Source organism: Desertivirga xinjiangensis (genome assembly GCF_024436435.1).
Classification (GTDB): domain Bacteria; phylum Bacteroidota; class Bacteroidia; order Sphingobacteriales; family Sphingobacteriaceae; genus Desertivirga; species Desertivirga xinjiangensis.
Genome location: NZ_JAFMZP010000012.1, coordinates 25,908 through 44,191, shown reverse-complemented (window position 1 = coordinate 44,191; position 18,284 = coordinate 25,908). Strand labels below are relative to the sequence as shown.

Genomic DNA, 18,284 nt, shown 5'->3' with positions numbered 1-18,284 from the left:
AAGCTATCTGTTATTTTTTAATTATTAAATTTCCATCTTACGAAGGCTTCCATTGCTTCGTATTCGGCAAGCCCAAGTTGATCGTAGCATTTCGCAGTTTCCCTGGTGCGATCTTCTGCACGTACCCAGAACTCTCTTGAATCGTCGCCTGGGAACACCGGGCGGTCTTTTTGTGACTGATGTTTGAAGATTGCCAGGCGTTTTCTTTCAACCTCTTGCGGAGATAAAGGGACAGCCATTTCAATTTCGTAGGTCTCAAATTCATGCCATGCCCCTCTGTACATCCACAACCAGCAATCTTTTGTCCACTCTTCGGTAGCTCTCAGTTTCTCCATCGCCTTGAGGATAATATCAAAGCAAACCTTATGTGTACCATGAGGATCGGCAAAATCGCCTGCTGCAAATATCTGATGAGGCTTAACTTTTTGAAGAAGGTCAATAGTTTGCTGAACATCTTCTTCCAATATAGCACGTTTCTGAGTTTTAGCCAGATCGTAGAAAGGCAGAGCCATAAAATGGATATGCTCATCGTCGAGACCTGCAAAGCGGGCACCGGCAATGGCTTCACCTTTTCTTATTAAACCTTTTATCGTTTGGATCTCTTTGGTATCCGCCTGGTTAGGCTGCTTAGTTTCAAGGAAACTACGCATGCTGCCATACAGGTTTTTGAGATCAGTACTTTCTTTACCCTGCGACTCCGAAAAATCGATAGCAAACTCCACGAAACGAAGTGCATCATCGTCCCAAACCGCAGTATTACCAGAAGTTTGGTATGCAACATGAACATCATGCCCCTGATCTGCCAAACGGATAAAAGTTCCTCCCATCGAGATCACATCATCATCCGGATGCGGAGAAAAGATCAAAACACGTTTTTTTGCAGGTTCTGCTCTTTCAGGACGCTGGTTATCTTCAGCCCCTGGCTTTCCGCCAGGCCATCCGGTGATCGTACGTTGTATTTTATTAAAGATATCAATATTTATGTTATAAACAGGCCCTTTTTCAGTAGCCAGCTGCGACATACCATGATTGTTATAATCTTCTTCAGTAAGCTTTAAAACTGGTTTATTCAGGAAACCTGCCAGCCAGATTACCGCTTTCTTAATCAGAGCTTCATCCCAGATGCAATCTTTTACGAGCCATGGCGTATCAAAGCGGGTAAGTTCTGAGGCAGCATCCTGATCCAGTACAAATTCAACATTATCGGACAGCTGCAGATAAGTAGCAGGAACGTCTGATGAGATTTCACACTCAACGGCCTTTTTAATGATCCCGGCTTTTTTCTTGTTCCAGGCCATCAGGATGATCTCGCGGGCCTTAAAGATGGTACCGATCCCCATGGTGATGGCCTTCGTTGGTACATTTTGTTTTCCACCGAAGTCCCTTGAGGCGTCTCTCCTTGTAAGATCATCCAGGGTTACCAAACGTGTACCTGAATTTGGTGCAGAACCTGGCTCATTAAAACCAATGTGTCCTGTACGTCCAATTCCAAGAACCTGAAGATCTAGTCCGCCATAAGAAGAGATCTTTTGTTCATAATCAAGGCAGAAATCGGCGATCTGCTCAACTGGCAGCGTACCATCTGGAATATGTACGTTGTTCATATCGATATCAATATGATTGAACAGATTCTCCTTCATAAAGGTTACGTAACTCTGCGCAGCTGTCGGTGCCATCGGATAATATTCATCCAGATTAAAGGTGACAACTGATTTAAAACTCAAGCCTTCTTCCTTATGAATACGTATCAACTCTGCGTATACTTTCACCGGTGTGGCACCAGTTGCAAGGCCCAATACAGTGGTTTCACCCTTAGCTTGTTTCGACTGTATAAGGTTCGCAATCTTGCGGGCAACAGCAACAGATGCTTTCTGCTCGTCAGGATACACCGTTACCGGTAGTTTTTCAAATCGGGTTTCTTCCAGAAGGTTTAATCGGGACATACTATATATTTATAAATCTATGAATAAATTAATATTTTATATTCTTTAATTTTTTTGTTAACAAATACTGCTAGCTTACAAGTTCTTCAACCCGGCCAGCGAAAAGAGCTTCGCCAAAAAACTCGGGTAGATGAAAATCCGGAGAATCTACTTTAATGTCGTTCCAACACAAAAAATGCGGTTCAGGTAAATCGTCACCGCATTTATAAAAATTAACTCTGCACTTCTTCCCGCTTAACGATTGTATCTGATGATAGCGAAAGATTTCAATGGGGATCACCAGAGTTAGTTCCCAGTCAATATCTTCATCATCTTTAGTTGCGCCATTTATAGCCGACAAATAACTGATTTTCTGAATCAGATTAACAGGTAGCAACTCTCTGCCGTTACGGCCCTCCCCATAAGCAGCATGACACGTTCCTGCACAATTAAACTCCAGATTATAGTAACCTTTCTCATTATCAAATGCGATGAAAAACTCTACACATGTATCTTTATGGACTGAGGAGTTTATTTCGTAATGTATAGCCTTAATATTTTTCTCTTTTACGAAATACTTAAGGAGGATACTGTCGTCGGTATAAAGTATTGAAAAGGAAGCATCCGGTTTATATGGATATTCTCTCCAGGGAGCAATATCAATTGAATTTCTAGGTGCTTTGTCCAATAGCAGGGACGCAGCCTTAATATTATTATCGAAAGATTGATGAGTAATTGTCAGCATATTTATTATGTGTTAGGGCCACGCTCTTTTGAAGCTCTAAGATCATCTGCGATCTCATATATTAAGGATTCCAGGAGCTCCCGGTTCTCCTCCAAGTTCTTTAATAGTTGAAGCTGGGCACGGGCACGCTGTAAATTATGTCCCGGAAAGTGAATTTTGAAATAGTTATCTCCGTCAAGGTGATCTGTCAGAAAACGAACTGCCTGCATATACGGAAGCAGAAGCGCCCCATAAATGAGAGCCTTAAACTCCTCCGAACTTAGAAAGTTAATAGTTTCGCTGAGATAACCGCGTGTATATGCTTTAAACAGGTCAACATTCAACCCAATTTTACTCAGATCCTTTTCATCTTCCTCGGCTGTATTGATGATGGTACGAATAGCGTCTCCAAAATCGTAGGCTGTATAACCAGGCATTACGGTATCAAGGTCAATTACACATTGTGCCTTATCGTTCTGATCAAGAAGCACATTGTTGAACTTCGTGTCGTTATGAGTGATCCGCAAAGGCAGTTTGCCCTGGCGTCCGAGATTTAGAATGGTGCACATAGTTTGTGTACGTGCTTTGATGAAGTCAATCTCGGGTAAGCACTCCTTTGATCGCGAAAGAGGGTCATTCTCCAATGCCTTATCGAAATTATCGAGACGATATTCAATATTGTGAAAATTGGGAATTGTTTCTGCAAGTAGAGAGGAATCCATATCTGCAAGCAGTGCCTGAAACCTCCCAAAAGCCTTTCCTCCTTCATACGCCTGTTGCGCAGTTTCCAGAAGATCGTAACTTTTGGTGCCTTTCAGGTAATGATAAATGCGCCAGTAATTTCCCTGTTCGTCCTGATGATAGTATAAGCCAGTTTTTGCCGGAAGCATATTAAGCACCTCCCGCTGCGGATCAGCATTTCCCTGAAGAGAAATCTTTTTGCGCAGATGGTCGGTAACTAACTTTATGTTATTGCTCAATGCAGCCACATCTTTAAAAACATAGTGGTTTATACGCTGCAACAGATAGTCCGGGCGATCCTCAATGGCATTTTTAAGATAAAAAGTACTGTTGATATGTCCTGAACCAAAAGGTTTGATTTCGGCTACAGAGCCTTCCAAATCAAATGAGGAAAGGATCTCAGGGAAATTATAAGATGTGTTAGAATCCATGAAATGATGTTCTAGTATTCAAATTCAAGTGTGGCACAGTTCTAACACGTGCACGTAGACACCCGGCATTAAATATAACGCATTACAAACTTAAAAAATTAAAATGTGTTCGCACACATTTTAATTGAAAATATTTTTTCTGATTTGTCTTCCTTCAGGTTTGGCAGAGCGTCAACAAAAATTGATAAAAATGAAATATCGTAAGGGATCCCTATTAGCTGAATAGCTAACTTGATTTGAATTTAACAGCCTGCACGATCACAAGCTTATACAATGTCATTATAGATACTGTCTTCATCAGTATAATAACTGGCATTTTCTTTTGTTACGATATCCAAAGGAAGATACTTTATGCTTTTCACTTCCTTTTTGAATACCAGGAAATCGGTTAGCTGATGAATACCCCAATATCCTTGACCTCTTGGGTTCTGATTGATCAGGAAGCTGATAGTTCCTCTATTTAAGTAATAAAGATTTTGTGAAAGGAGATCATACCCAATGAGCCTGATGTGCTTAATCATCCTTTCCTCCAGATACTTTGCGATGTCAAACGCTTTTGATGTAGTTACAAAAATACTTGAAAGATCGGGCGTCTCTTCAATGATATCGTCCAGTTGCTTGTTGAAAGATGTGGTTTCGTTCTTTTTTAATTCAGCCCGCATTACCGTATACATGTCCAGGTTATTTTGTATAAAGTAATTTCGAAAACCCTGCTCCTTTTTTATCAGGTGAGCGGCATTACTTATTTCCTCATCAATGTGCGCGATCATCACTGTTCCCGGATGCGATTGACCGAAGTGCGTGAGCTTAGCAGCAAGCAAGCCGCTCTGGTAAGAATCCTGGCCAATATAACTCAAAGGATCAAAGTCGGGAATCTGAGTATTAAAAAGCACAAAGGGGATATTAAGCTCTTTCCATTTCTCAAAAAACGGCAATACTTCCCGGTAATAAACCGGGGCGACCAGCACGCCGTCGGGATTACTTTTAGTAACCTCTTCCGCCTGCGTTATGAAAGATCCCCCGTCATACTGATTAAATAGAAACTGCTCAACAGTGATGCCATATTGTTTCAAGTCCTTTTCGGCTTTCTCAATACCTGCCTTAGGGGCAAACCAATAGGAGTCATTTTTATGATCAGGAATTAATGCGGCAATTCTATACACTTTGTTTGAACCCAAGGCCCGGGCCATAAGGTTGGGCTGATAGTCCATTTCTTCCAGTATTTTAAGAACCCGTACACGCACCTTCTCAGAGACTTTCCCCCTGTTATGTAATACGCGGTCGACTGTGCCGGTAGATACTTTGGCCTTTAAAGCAATGTCTTTTATCCGAACATTCTTATCCCTCATCAGATTCAGAAATTTAATGCTATTTTTCTGCAAATGTATCAATATAGATACTTAGTTATTTAAAAATTTTCCATCAGAAAGGAAAATATAAAGAATTTATTTGAAAATGCGAAAAAACGACCACATAGGCGCTACGTGCCGCGTGTGCGGACACCCTCCATGTTAGGCCGAGGTGGCGGGTGTCGAAAATACGGGCCGGGCTGCTAGTTCCGCCGAGCACACGCTGCACGTGGCCGTTGCTCAACATGCCCTAAAAGGTTCCGTACTGTCATCCATCAATGAACGAGAGTCTCCGACTCGATAAAGCGCCATGTCCTTGACGTCCAGAGAGTCGGAGACTCTCGTTTATTGGATTAATCCATAGACTCCGCTTCGCTAAGTCTATGGACAGAAAGCCTGTTAATTGTCTAGTTGTGCAATAGTCACGGCACGGCCTGCGCTAGCAGGGGCTTTATTCTCTGTTTAAAACCGGGGCTGGCGTATGCCTTGCAGAAAACCAAATCGCAGCCGCAGCTCTGCCTGTTTAAATTCCATTCTCTCCTGGAAGCTTTTATTAAGCGGATACTCTGTTTCAAAATGCCTAACTTTGCCCAAATGCAAATACGTTCAGCAGAATTCAAATGCAGCAACACCCGAACCGATAAGTTACCGCTTCCCGAATTACCGGAGTACGCTTTTATCGGACGTTCAAATGTAGGCAAGTCGTCCTTGATAAACATGCTTACACAAAAGAAGGGACTGGCGAAAACATCACAAACCCCGGGAAAAACACAGCTAATAAATCATTTTCTTATAAATGAAGACTGGTATCTTGTGGATCTGCCAGGTTATGGTTATGCAAGGGCATCTAAAACAAACCGGGGTGAATGGGAACGCTTTATCCGCTATTATCTAAAGAACCGGGAAAACCTGCAATGTGTATTTGTCTTGATCGACAGCAGACTCGAACCACAAAAGGTCGATAAAGACTTTTGCGCATGGCTTGGAGAGCATGGAATTCCCTTCGTTCTTGTGTTCACCAAGGCAGATAAGCAATCGCGGTTAAAAACGGAACAATCGGTTAGCAAGTTTAAGAAAGCAATGCTCGAATATTTCGAGGAAGTGCCACCTCAGTTTATTACCTCGTCTGAGTCGAAAAATGGACGGGAAGAGGTCCTGGCTTTTATACATGATATTAACGCAAGGTTTATCCCTCCTACTTCAAATAATAACGCTTAATTGTATGAAGAAATACCTGTCTTTAGTACTCTTTGCCCATACCATATTTGCCATGCCATTTGCATTTATAGGTTTCTTTTTGGCCTTAAGTACCACTGACTATACCTTTAGCTGGATAAAATTAGGATTAATGATCCTCTGTATGGTGTTTGCCAGAAATGCAGCTATGGCTTTTAATCGTTACCTCGACAGAGATTTTGATGCAAAGAATCCCAGGACCGTGGTGCGAGATATCCCTTCCGGGAGGATACCAGCCAGGAACGCCCTGCTGTTTACTCTTACTAATTGTGCACTTTTTGTTTTCGCCACTTATTTCATAAATTACCTGTGCTTCTACCTTTCACCTGTTGCCTTAGCGGTAATTCTGGGATACAGTTTTACAAAACGCTTCACTCCTCTTTGTCACCTAATTCTTGGCATTGGCTTAGGACTTGCTCCCCTTGGTGCCTATTTAAGTATCACCGGCGAGTTCGCCTTACTGCCCATCTTCTTTTCGCTGGCGGTTGTTTGCTGGGTAAGCGGCTTCGATATTATCTATGCCCTGCAGGATGATGAATTTGACAAGGGTGCCAAACTTTACTCTATCCCATCGGTTTTAGGCAGGAAAAATGCTTTGCTGGTATCAACGTTGCTGCACGTTCTATGCGTTATATTTCTGATTGTACCCTTCTTCCTGACTGACCTGGGCGGCTTTTATATTACTGGAATAGTCTTTTTCATTGGTTTGCTGATCTACCAGCACCGCCTGGTGAAACCCGACGACCTGAGTAAAGTAGGATTGGCTTTCGGAACCACAAATGGGATTGCATCCGTAATATTTGCAGTATTTTTCCTACTGGATGTTTATTTCAGAACCAGGTAGAACCATGTAATGAAGCCTGCCACTTATCCCACAGAACTGCAACTATTGGTATACAGGAAGTTCCTGGAACAATTTATTGTATTTACAGAGGAGGAATGGAGCATCTTCAAAACTTACCTGCACCTCAGGAAGCTCAGAAAAAAAGATTTTTTTGTCGAAGCTGGGAATGTTTGTGCTGAAGTCGGATTTATACTAAGAGGATCCATACGATATTACCACGTTAAAGATGGGACCGAGATCACTGGTTATTTCACGCTCGAAAATGACTTTGTAAGCGCATACAAGAGCTTTCTTACCGAAATACCGTCAACCGCTTATATTGAAGCCCTGGAAAACACACAGCTTATTGTATTTAACAAACGCGATCTTCTGAGCTTAGAGCAGGACCCTCGCATTAACTTGAAGATGGAGCGTTTCGGGCGACTGGTGGCGGAAGCGCTGATCTGCTGTTATGAGGACAGAGTGCACTCGTTTGTTACACAAAGTCCGGAAGAGCGATACCTCGACCTGCTTAAAAGTGGTCAAGACATATTAAAGCGTATTCCGCAGCATTATGTTGCAAATTATCTCGGTATCACTCCTGTCTCTTTGTCGCGGATACGCAAAAGGATCATCCAGCCTCCCATCCAGCTAAAAACCGTTCAGGGCTGACCTGATTACTTATCTTTTGTTAACGATTTCCCCAAGTGCTTGTATCTAGATTTGTATCAAAACAAATAATTGAAAGATGCATACTATCTTAGGCGCCGGCGGACCGGTAAGTAACGCCCTTGCAGCAGAACTGGCAAAAACATCCCTCAAAATCCGCCTTGTGAGCAGAAATCACATCCAAACTCATGGCAACACCACCTGGATGAAAGGTGATCTTCTCAACTACCCCGAGGTCTTACAAGCGGTTAAGGGATCGGAGGTGATCTATTTATGTGCCGGCCTGAAATACGATAAGGCGGTCTGGCAGCAGCAATGGCCGGTGGTTATGGAAAACGTCATTAAAGCAACCCGGGAAACGCAGGCCAGACTTATATTTTTCGATAATGTGTACATGTATGGCCATGTAAAAGGACCAATAACTGAAGATTGCCCATATAAGCCAATCAGTGTAAAGGGAGAGGTAAGGGCGAAGATTGCCAGCCTGCTGATGGATGAAGTTAAGGCGGGCAACATCAGGGCCAGCATTGCAAGAGCTGCGGATTTTTACGGTGCTACAGACTCTATGAACAGTTTCTTCGACATGATGGTTCTGGAGAAGTACTCCAAAAAACAAAAGGCATTATGGCTGGGCAAGCCGGAAACATTGCATGCATTCACCTATGTCCCGGATGCCGCACGGGGAGTTTTTTTATTGGGACAAAATCCCGACACAGATAACCAGATCTGGCATCTGCCAACTGCAAAAGCGCTTACAGGACATGAATTTATCCGGCTTGCGGCGGGAATATTTAAGACAGAACCTAAATTCATGAAGGTTAATAAGCTGATGCTGAAAACCCTTGGCTTATTTAATCAGGCAATTAAAGGAACTGTTGAAATGTATTACCAGTATGAATACGATTATAATTTCATTTCAGACAAATTCGAAAAGAGGTTTCCCTATACACCTGTTACTTACCGCGCTGGAATTGAACATCTTTTTGCAACATATTACAATGTGCAGAGAGAATAACAAGCAGATACTCCGAATTTCATTTAACTTCGTAAATCTTAAAAAAACCGAAGCGACATGATTATCGAGAAAAAACCAAGAACATTTGTTCCTGAAAATCTTGAAATAAAATGGGAAAACCTTGAGCCCCTTTTCAATAATCTTAAAGAAAGAGAAATTAGCTCTGTTGAGGAACTGGAAACCTGGCTTAGAAACCGCAGCGAACTGGAGGCCGCCCTGGAGGAGAATTTTGCATGGCGTTATATCCGTATGACCTGCGATACAGCGAGCGAACAACTCTTACAGGATTTTCAGTATTTTGCTACCGAGATAGAACCCAAAATAGCTCCTATTGCCAACGAACTGAATCAAAAATTTATTGACAGTCCTTACACCGAGAAACTCGACAAAGACAAGTACTTTGTTTTTATTCGTGGAACGAAAAGAGCTCTTGAGCTTTTCCGTGAAGAGAATGTGCCTTTATTAACCCAGATACAGGTAACGCAACAAAAATACCAGTCGATCACCGGCGCCATGAGCGTCACTATTGATGGTAAAGAATACACTCTTGAACAAGCATCTGTATTTTTAAAAGACACCGACAGAAGTATACGGCAAAGAGCATGGGAAGCGATTACGGCTCGTCGTTTGCAGGATAAACAACAGTTAGACGACCTGTTTAATGAGCTGTTGAAGCTTCGGCATCAGGTGGCCCTTAATGCAGGATTTGAAAACTTCCGCGACTACATGTTCCATACTCTGGGCAGATTTGATTACACTCCTCATGATTGTTATAAATTCCATGCAGCAATTGAAAAGGAGATTGTACCGATCTTACGTAAAGAAGCCGACAAACGTCAGAAAGCTTTAGGCCTGGATACCTTAAGACCATGGGATATGGATGTAGACATTTCAGGCAAACCTGCTTTGAAACCATTTAACAACGGACAGGAACTCGTAGATAAGTCGATAGAATGTTTCGATGGTCTTGATCCTTACATAGGCGAGCGCTTAAAAATAATGAAAGCAAATGGTTTGTTTGATGTGGAAAGCCGCAAGGGAAAAGCTCCGGGTGGGTACAACTATCCACTGGCTGAAACAGGTGCACCTTTTATTTTCATGAACTCTGCCAATACTTTCAGGGATTTGACCACTATGGTTCACGAAGGGGGGCATGCAGTGCATACGTTCATCTCAGCCGATCTGGAATTAAACGATTTTAAACACCTTCCATCTGAAGTAGCAGAACTTGCTTCCATGAGTATGGAACTGATCTCCATGGATAAATGGGAAGTTTTCTTTAGCAACCAGGAGGACCTGATACGTGCAAAAAAAGACCAGTTGAGAGATGTTCTGAAAACCCTTCCATGGGTGGCAGTTGTAGATCAGTTCCAACATTGGATCTATACTAATCCGGATCATACCACTGAACAGCGCAAAGAGGCCTGGAAAGAAATATTTAAGCCTTTTGGTAATAACTTCGCTAACTGGCAAGGCTACGAGGAAGCTCTTGAAAACTTATGGCAAAAGCAGCTGCATATCTTTGAGGTTCCTTTCTACTACATTGAATATGCTATTGCCCAGCTAGGAGCTATAGCGGTATGGAAAAACTACAAAGAGAATCCTCAGTTGGGTCTGAAAAATTACCTTGCTGCGTTAAAATTGGGCTATACCAAAACGATCAGGGAAATTTATAAAACGGCGGGGATCAAATTTGATTTCAGTACCGAATATGTTCACGACCTCGCTAAGTTTATAAAACAAGAACTGGAAAAACTCGAAAACTAATTTACGAGAGGTGTCCAAAAAGAAGAGTAGCACGATCTATGCATTGTCAGGCACGCGGCACGCGTCTGTCCTTAGACTTGAGCGAAGCGAGTCTAAGGATTCAAAAATAAAAAAGGAGTCTCCGACTCCCTAAAACGCTATGTGCTTCGGTTCACAGAACCTATGATAAGGCTTCGGGATGACACATCCCGAAGAGAGTGAGGCTTCGGGATGACACATGATGACACATCCCGAAGAGCGTGAGGTTTTGCTAGTGCACGCGTGTGCTAATAATTAACTTTTTGGGCACCTTCAATTTATACTATGATACTTTCCAAGTCGTGCGAATATGCAATCAGAGCAACGGTTTATATAGCTTACCGCAGCCACAAGGGTAGCAAAGCCGGAATTATCGAAATTTCAGAGGCTATCGGTGCTCCTATGCATTTCGTAGGCAAGATTCTACAGGCCTTATCACGAAAAGGGGTTATCTCTTCAGCTAAAGGTCCCAACGGCGGCTTTTTTATCGATGATCCTAAAACTGTTCATCTCATAGAAATAGTGAGAGCTGTTGACGGCAACGATCTGTTCAGCGCCTGCGTTATGGGCTTAAAAACCTGTTCCGATATAAAGCCCTGCCCAATGCATCATCAAATAAAACCTATCCGAACGCAATTGCTTATTGAATTCAGTAAGAAATCAGTATTTGAAATGGTGAGAGATTTCGAAGAGAATAAGTATTTTTTGAAGTAGCTGGAAAAATCAAAGATAGTCTATGACTAGTGATCAGCTCCCGCAGGTACTTCTGTTAAATAATATATATTACCAAATCCATATTCCTCATTAAGCAGTGTACAAAGCTTTCTGCTTCGCCGTTCATCCTTATCTACCAGTATTACCGGGATATCTTGCTGAATCTGATCTGTAAGTTCCAGGAGTTTGCTTGCCGGGACGTGCAAAACGTTTGGATAAGGAAGATCAGCCAGGTCAAGGTCTTCACTAATATCGATGATCTGCAAGGACTCCTGGTAATTGATCTTCAGGGATAACTGATGGTGAGTTAAGGAATCATTTCTATTGTCCATATCAAAAGTTCGAAGTTTAAGACGTAACCTTCAGGAAAACAAAAGCAACAAGGGCTTGTTTAGGTTTTTATGTACAAAGAGGGTGTAAAACAATTTCCATTGATCTTCTTTTTAAGGAATATGATTTAGATCATATTTTTTAAACATAACCTACCATATTTTTACCAATTAACAGGAGATAAATATGATTGCCTCCCTTAATAAAAAAGCCTTAATAATAGCGACCTTGGTTTCGGCCCTTGTAATTGCCATGGTTTTTTATGGTTCACGGGAACTCCAGAACTTTGATCCGGCACTTATAGGTTACTTATTTGGTACTGTGTTTGCTTTTTTTGGAGTGGTTTACCGGTACTCGGTTTGGTTGCAGCGCCCGCCTACCTGGATGTATTTTAAACGCACCTGGCAGTTCTTTTTCAAGGGTAAGGTATTTGCTCATCTATTATTTTTCGGCAAAGAGTTCGTTCAAAACATCGGTTTTCAGAAATTTATCTACCCACGTGGAAGAACCCGCTGGATTGGGCATTTTCTTATGGCAATTGGCTGTACACTGGCCTTTGCCATTACTTTTCCGCTTACCTTCGGCTGGATACACTTTACTATGAATGCCGAAACAAGTCTTAATCCGGAAAGTATCCGGATGTATGAAGCCCATTTTTTCGGTTTTAAGATCTTCGAATTCAAACTGGGCTCTTTCATCGCTTTTTTAACATTTCACGCGCTGAACTGGTGTTCCTGGCTGGTTATTATAGGGGTACTGATATTTATGCGACGGCGGCTCACTCAGGCAGGATTGATCGCCACACAAACTTTTGAGGGAGATCTATTGCCATTGATACTGTTATTAGCTATCTCTATCACAGGTTTGGGATTAAGCTACGACTATGAGTTTATGAAAGGGATGGCCTACGACTTCATGGCTGTAACACACGCTGTAACAGTTATTATGTTCCTGATATGGATCCCCTTCGGCAAGTTCTTCCACATCATCCAACGCCCGGCTCAGATTGGAGCCCATATCTATAAGAGGGAGGGCATGAAGCGAGGAATGGCTACCTGCCCGCACACAGGAAAGGAATTTGCTACTCAGCTGCATATTGACGATTTAAAGATCGTTACCAAAGAACTTGGATTTGATTTTCGCCTCGAAGACGGCTCTTCCCATCTTGATCTTAGTCCCGAAGGTAAACGCTCGCGTTTGGCAATGGCTCATCTTAAAGCCCGTCAGGAAAATGGCGGGAAACTATTTGGTTAAAATTATTATTCAGATAAAGCATTTATGGCGCGTCTCCCTGTTTCTCCAGAAAAATTAATTGAACAATTCGGCCCTCATCGCAATTACCCTCCGCAGGAAGGCTTCGTTGGTCGCGACGAGCCGGACGAAATAGTGAATACCCACTGCTGTTTTTGCGGTATGCAGTGCGGAATTAAATTACTGGTCAAGAAAAATCATGTGGTCGGGTTTGAACCCTGGATGGAGTTCCCATTTAATGAAGGCCGTTTATGCCCTAAAGGAGTTCAGCGCTATATGCAAAACAACCATCCCGACCGTTTATTACAGCCTATTCAGCGACAGGAGGGTGTAGGCTTCCAAAACACCTCATGGGATGAGGCCATGGAAAAAACGGTTTCGGAAATTAAACGTATCCAGGCCAGCTATGGTAATGATGCTTTCTCGATATTATCAGGGGTGTCATTAAGCAACGAAAAAAGTTATTTAATGGGCAAGTTTGCCCGGGTAGCTGTAAAGACTGCCAACCTCGACTATAACGGCCGCCTGTGCATGGTGAGTGCCGGTGCCGGAAATAAAAAAGCATTTGGACTCGACCGCATTTCAAACAACTTCCAGGATCTTGAACGGGCCGAAGTTATTATGATAAGCGGAGCTAATGTAAGCGAAACCTTCCCTACCCTTACACACTGGATCTGGCGCGCAAGGGATTACGGAGCTAAGCTGATCGTAGTGGACCCCAGGGTTATACCCCTGGCACGGACTGCCGATCTTCACCTGGCTATCAGACCTGGTACCGACTCTGCATTATACGGAGCCATGCTTAAGTATCTGGCCGATCATGACATGCTTGACCATGATTTCATTGAAAACTATACTACCGGTTTTGAACAAACCCTCGAAGCCGTTAAGGACTATACGCTAGAATGGGCTGAAGAGGTAACCGGTATAGAAAAACAAAAGATCGAACTTGCTTCCCAGTGGTGGGGAAAAGCCGCTACCAGCTTTTTGCTTCATGCACGCGGCATCGAACATCATTCGAAAGGCGTTGACAATGTTGTTGGCTGCATTAACCTTGTTCTGGCGACTGGTCGTATTGGCAAACCGTATTGCGGTTATGGTACCATAACAGGACAGGGAAACGGGCAGGGAGGAAGAGAACATGGCCATAAATGTGATCAGCTGCCGGGAAACAGGGATATCACCAATCCCGAACACCGGAAATACATCGCGGATGTATGGGGCATTGACGAAAAAGACATGCCGGGAAAAGGCCTTACAGCGTACGAACTAATTGAGGCGATTCACCGGGGTGAAGTAAAGGGACTGCTTTCCATTTGCTTCAATCCACTGGTATCCTTACCAAACAACAACTATGTTCGCGAAGCACTTGAAAAGCTGGAATTTTATGTCTGCATTGACTTTTTCATGAATGAGACGTCCCGCCATGCAGACATTATTCTGCCCGGTTCGCTGCATGAAGAAGAGGAGGGTACTGTAACCACCGCCGAAGGCAGGGTGGTGCGCATAAAAAGAGCCGTGGATCCTCCCGGTCAGGCACGCACTGACACCTCAATTATCCTCGAGCTCGCAAAACGTCTGGGCGCAGAAGATAAATTTACCTATAATAGCAGCGAAGATATTTTCAATGAGCTACGTGTCGCCTCTAAAGGAGGCACCGCAGATTACTTCGGTATCACTTATAAAAAGATCGAAGACAATATGGGAGTTTTCTGGCCCTGTCCTACACTGGACCATCCCGGAACACCCAGGCTTTGGGAAGATAAGAAATTTGCGACCGCTGATGGTAAAGCTCATTTTAATGCTGCAGCTTACCGCCCGCCCGGCGAGGTAACCGATGAGGAATACCCGGTTGTGATGACTACCGGACGTGTCGTATCGCAGTATCTGAGCGGAACCCAGACCCGCCGGATTGGAAAATTGGTGGATCTGTATCCTGAGCCTAAGCTTGAAATTCATCCGGAACTGGCTGCGAAGTATGGTATCGGCCAGGATGAGATGGTAAGAGTATCAACACGCCGTGGCTCGGATGAATTTCCCGCCAATATAGTGGAGACAATACGTAAGGACACCGTATTTCTCCCTTATCACTGGCCTGGAAAGAAGTCGGCCAACCAGTTTACCCCTGGAACCTTAGATCCTGTTTCAAAGATCCCGGAATTTAAAGTTTGTGCATGCAAACTGGAACCACTCGGAATAAAATCGCCGCCCTCAACCGATTCACAAGCTTTTGCAAGCGTTTAACCATCTATCATAAATTGAAATTATGCCAGAAACTAATTATCAGACCAACCAGGAATTCTTTGTCGACATGCAGCGATGCATTGGCTGCAAAGCCTGCGAAATGGCATGCGCCGAATGTGAAACAAACGGACATGACTCCATGATCCATGTTAATTATGTTGACAGGGCTGTGACCATCCAGACCACGGTACAAGTGTGTATGCACTGCGATGACCCGGTTTGTGCAAATGTTTGTCCTGCAGACGCCATTTCTAAAGACGAATTTGGAGTAGTGCACACGGCAAATACGGCTCGCTGCATTGGCTGCTCAAATTGTGTAATGGCTTGTCCTTTTGGAGTTCCCAAAAAGAACGAGGCATACGATCTGATGATGAAATGCAATATGTGTTATGACCGCACCAGTGCCGGCAAAAAACCAATGTGCGCTACCGTTTGTCCAACACAAGCCTTGTTTTATGGAACCAGGGAAGAGATTGCCAGGATGCGTCCCAACAGCTCTCCGGTTAATAACTTCATCTTCGGCAACGAAAAGGTAAGCACAAAAGTAAATATCATGATGCCAAAAGGAACTACAGTTTTAAGAGTCGATTAAATATGGCTACAAACAATAAAGATAATCAATGGAAGGTAGATTTTCCGATTCAGCAACTGGATGCAACACAGGTCAGCAGGCGCGACTTTGCAAAGTTTCTCTGCCTGGTTTCCGGAGGCCTGGCTGTAGGAAGTGGCTACGTTGCTGCAAAAGCAAACTTCTTCCCTGCTGAAAAAGTACAGGGTGAACATTTTGTATGTAAAAAGGACGAACTTCCGCAGGGTGGAACCAAGTCATTTGTGATCCCGGGCAGCACTATCCCCTATGTGCTTATCCGGACAGAAAAGGACGACTTCAGGGCTTATGAACAAAAATGCACCCATTTATCCTGTGCAGTGTTCTACATGCCAAAGTCTGGCAAAATTGAATGTCCTTGCCATAACGGATGGTTCGATGCCCTGACCGGCGAAGTGCTGGCCGGGCCGCCGCCGCGGCCGCTACCGAGACTAGATGTCATCTTCAAGGGCGATGACATCTATGTTAGAGAATTCGAAACGAGTCCTAAAACCTTATAACTTATTACTTACAACTTATTACTTACAACTTATCACTTACAACTTACAACTAAAAACCCAATGAGTAATTTCAGAGAAGCGCAAAATCAGGCACATCCTAACAAAACCAGTACATTGATGGTGGCCTTAATTGTTGTACTGATCTTAAATGTAAGCATCCAGATCTGGTTGCTTTACACCGCTTTGAATAACGCGCTAAACGAAAATGTTGATATCGCATTTCCCGCATTTCTGGCTTCGTTAGGCCTTTTCCTGGTCGGTTTTGGCTGGCTATATTTTATGCCGGGAATCATAAGAAACAAAAAGGTGAAGTACAGATAGCAGTTCCGACGATTATAAACGTCAGAATTGCACAAGTTTCTTAGCTTAAATGCTCAAACTTATCTTTTAAATCAGGAGAGCGTTTAGCCATCATATTCGTAATTACCAGGTGCATCCATACAATGCATATCACTGAAAGCACCCATACAAACATCCAGGAACTCGTCCATAAACCTGTGCCGGTTAACAGATAGCCGAACAGGATCGGCCCCACAAATCCACCTAAACCTCCTATTAATCCAACCATTCCACCTACAAGGCCAATCTGAGTCGGGAAATATTCAGGAATGTGTTTAAATACCGCTGCAGTTCCTATCCCCCAGGCCATTCCAATGAGCATAACCAGGCCAATAAAGATCCACATATTTGCCTGAAAATAGATCCGCGTGGTTCCCTGCGCCAACAGTTGCTTTTTAACAACCTTATCTCCCGGTTTCACAAGCACCTCATGCCAGTTGTCTTTGTGCGGAAAAACCATTACGTTATTCCTTACTTTTTCAAACACCCTGTTTTTCTTGACGATCTTATATTCTTTATCTCCCACCATTATCCTGTCTGGCCCAACCGCTGTCACCACGCCGTCTTTCGTGGCCATGATCCCTGAGCCGGGAGAAGCTATCTCCATACGGGGAATGATCAGCAAAAAGCTCAATATTACAGATATTCCCAGAACTCCATACATCACTTTCCGGGCGCCATATTTGTCTGATAAAAATCCGCCTACAGCCCTGAAGAGTCCTGTAGGTAAACTAAAGCAGGATGCAAAAAAACCAGCAAGAACCAGATCTGCGTTATAGACATTTACAAAATATGGCACCAGCCATTGCGAGAACGTTACAAAACAACCAAACACCAGGAAATAATAGAGGCCAAAGCGCCATACCCTGATTTCCTTGAGAGGTGAAAGAAGCTGTGCCAGAGATTTACTACTTGCCGCCGGCTTCATGTTTTCAGCAAAAAAGAAAAACAGCAAGCCCACTCCCAGAAGAATAACCGCATATATCACCGGCATTTGTCGCCAGCCTTCAGGATTTGCGCCTGCATTTGTTAACTTATCCAATAATGAAGGTCCGATCAGTGTGGTGAGCGAAGCACCTGCAGAGCCCACTCCAAAGATACCGATGGCTCTTCCCTGCCAGTTTTTAGGATACCAAACAGAGGTATAGCCTACGCCAACCGCGAAGCTTGTTCCGGCCATACCAAACAAAAAGCTTAATATCAGGAAACTCAGATAATTGTTGGCAAATGATAAGAGGAACATAGGTATAGCACTAAAGACAAGCAAAGTCCCGAAAACCCATTTCCCACCAATCTTGTCTGTCAATATTCCGATGGGGAGTCTGAAAACCGAACCAGTAAGCACCGGGACACCCAGCAGCCAGCCAATTTCAACTATGGTCCACTCAAAAATACCATTATCTGTGAGATAGGTGACCAAAACGCCATTGATCATCCAGGCTGCAAAAGACACCAGGAAACCCAAAGTATTAAGGAAAAGGATTTTGTGAGATTTGAAACCTACTGGTTGATCGGTTAACATAAGCAAATTAAATTTGATTAGTTTGTGATATATAATACACCTATATATTAGTTTATGTTTTTAACCGAAAACACTTAGCCTC

General features: G+C 43.3%; 17 protein-coding genes. 11 read left to right on the top strand and 6 right to left on the bottom strand.

The window, feature by feature from the left end:
• Positions 1–17: 17 nt before the first annotated feature.
• The 4 genes from nagB to J3P37_RS21025 all read right to left on the bottom strand — a co-directional run bounded on the left by nagB (position 18) and on the right by J3P37_RS21025 (position 5,167).
• Positions 18–1,943 carry a glucosamine-6-phosphate deaminase gene (nagB, locus tag J3P37_RS21040; RefSeq protein ID WP_256013577.1) on the bottom strand — a complete coding sequence of 642 codons (1,926 nt, stop codon included), beginning with the start codon at positions 1,941–1,943 and terminating at the stop codon, positions 18–20.
• A 70-nt stretch (positions 1,944–2,013) separates the two neighbouring features.
• Positions 2,014–2,667: a carbohydrate-binding family 9-like protein gene (locus J3P37_RS21035; RefSeq protein ID WP_256013574.1), complete on the bottom strand. Its 654-nt coding sequence runs from the start codon at positions 2,665–2,667 to the stop codon at positions 2,014–2,016.
• A gap of 5 nt (positions 2,668–2,672) precedes the next feature.
• Positions 2,673–3,818 (bottom strand): phosphotransferase enzyme family protein, encoded by a 1,146-nt coding sequence (locus J3P37_RS21030; RefSeq protein WP_256013571.1) that lies wholly within the window; start codon positions 3,816–3,818, stop codon positions 2,673–2,675.
• 266 nt (positions 3,819–4,084) lie between these two features.
• Positions 4,085–5,167, bottom strand: coding sequence for a LacI family DNA-binding transcriptional regulator (locus tag J3P37_RS21025; protein ID WP_256013568.1), 1,083 nt, complete (start codon positions 5,165–5,167; stop codon positions 4,085–4,087).
• A gap of 594 nt (positions 5,168–5,761) precedes the next feature.
• Between J3P37_RS21025 and yihA the strand changes: the two genes are divergently transcribed.
• The 6 genes from yihA (at position 5,762) to J3P37_RS20995 (ending at position 11,409) form a co-directional block, all read left to right on the top strand.
• On the top strand, positions 5,762–6,385 hold the full coding sequence (gene yihA, locus J3P37_RS21020) for a ribosome biogenesis GTP-binding protein YihA/YsxC (protein WP_256013565.1): 624 nt from the start codon (positions 5,762–5,764) through the stop codon (positions 6,383–6,385).
• A gap of 4 nt (positions 6,386–6,389) precedes the next feature.
• On the top strand, positions 6,390–7,247 hold the full coding sequence (locus J3P37_RS21015; protein WP_256013563.1) for a UbiA-like polyprenyltransferase: 858 nt from the start codon (positions 6,390–6,392) through the stop codon (positions 7,245–7,247).
• A 9-nt stretch (positions 7,248–7,256) separates the two neighbouring features.
• Positions 7,257–7,898 (top strand): Crp/Fnr family transcriptional regulator, encoded by a 642-nt coding sequence (locus J3P37_RS21010; RefSeq protein ID WP_256013561.1) that lies wholly within the window; start codon positions 7,257–7,259, stop codon positions 7,896–7,898.
• A 76-nt stretch (positions 7,899–7,974) separates the two neighbouring features.
• Positions 7,975–8,910 (top strand): NAD-dependent epimerase/dehydratase family protein, encoded by a 936-nt coding sequence (locus J3P37_RS21005; RefSeq protein WP_256013559.1) that lies wholly within the window; start codon positions 7,975–7,977, stop codon positions 8,908–8,910.
• Between the two features lie 57 nt (positions 8,911–8,967).
• The gene (locus J3P37_RS21000) at positions 8,968–10,677 is read left to right on the top strand and encodes a M3 family oligoendopeptidase (protein ID WP_256013557.1); all 1,710 of its coding nucleotides are present in this window, start codon (positions 8,968–8,970) and stop codon (positions 10,675–10,677) included.
• A 303-nt stretch (positions 10,678–10,980) separates the two neighbouring features.
• Entirely contained in the window at positions 10,981–11,409 is a 429-nt protein-coding gene (locus tag J3P37_RS20995) for an RrF2 family transcriptional regulator (protein WP_256013555.1), read from the top strand.
• A gap of 26 nt (positions 11,410–11,435) precedes the next feature.
• On the opposite strand, the gene J3P37_RS20990 is transcribed toward J3P37_RS20995, so the two are convergent.
• Positions 11,436–11,741, bottom strand: a complete 306-nt coding sequence (locus J3P37_RS20990; protein WP_256013553.1) for a rhodanese-like domain-containing protein — start codon at positions 11,739–11,741, stop codon at positions 11,436–11,438.
• Positions 11,742–11,925: 184 nt separating this feature from the next.
• On the opposite strand from J3P37_RS20990, the gene J3P37_RS20985 reads away from it, so the two are divergent.
• The 5 genes from J3P37_RS20985 to J3P37_RS20965 are packed head-to-tail and all read left to right on the top strand — an operon-like array spanning position 11,926 to position 16,662.
• Positions 11,926–12,993, top strand: coding sequence for an MFS transporter (locus J3P37_RS20985; RefSeq protein ID WP_256013551.1), 1,068 nt, complete (start codon positions 11,926–11,928; stop codon positions 12,991–12,993).
• 24 nt (positions 12,994–13,017) lie between these two features.
• Positions 13,018–15,234 (top strand): molybdopterin oxidoreductase family protein, encoded by a 2,217-nt coding sequence (locus J3P37_RS20980; protein WP_256013549.1) that lies wholly within the window; start codon positions 13,018–13,020, stop codon positions 15,232–15,234.
• 22 nt (positions 15,235–15,256) lie between these two features.
• Complete coding sequence (locus tag J3P37_RS20975) at positions 15,257–15,826, top strand: 4Fe-4S dicluster domain-containing protein (protein WP_256013547.1); 570 nt, start codon at positions 15,257–15,259, stop codon at positions 15,824–15,826.
• Between the two features lie 2 nt (positions 15,827–15,828).
• Positions 15,829–16,341, top strand: coding sequence for a Rieske (2Fe-2S) protein (locus tag J3P37_RS20970; protein ID WP_256013545.1), 513 nt, complete (start codon positions 15,829–15,831; stop codon positions 16,339–16,341).
• A gap of 60 nt (positions 16,342–16,401) precedes the next feature.
• The gene (locus J3P37_RS20965; protein ID WP_256013543.1) at positions 16,402–16,662 is read left to right on the top strand and encodes a DUF6755 family protein; all 261 of its coding nucleotides are present in this window, start codon (positions 16,402–16,404) and stop codon (positions 16,660–16,662) included.
• 40 nt (positions 16,663–16,702) lie between these two features.
• On the opposite strand, the gene J3P37_RS20960 is transcribed toward J3P37_RS20965, so the two are convergent.
• Positions 16,703–18,202, bottom strand: a complete 1,500-nt coding sequence (locus J3P37_RS20960) for an MFS transporter (RefSeq protein ID WP_256013541.1) — start codon at positions 18,200–18,202, stop codon at positions 16,703–16,705.
• Positions 18,203–18,284: the final 82 nt, after the last annotated feature.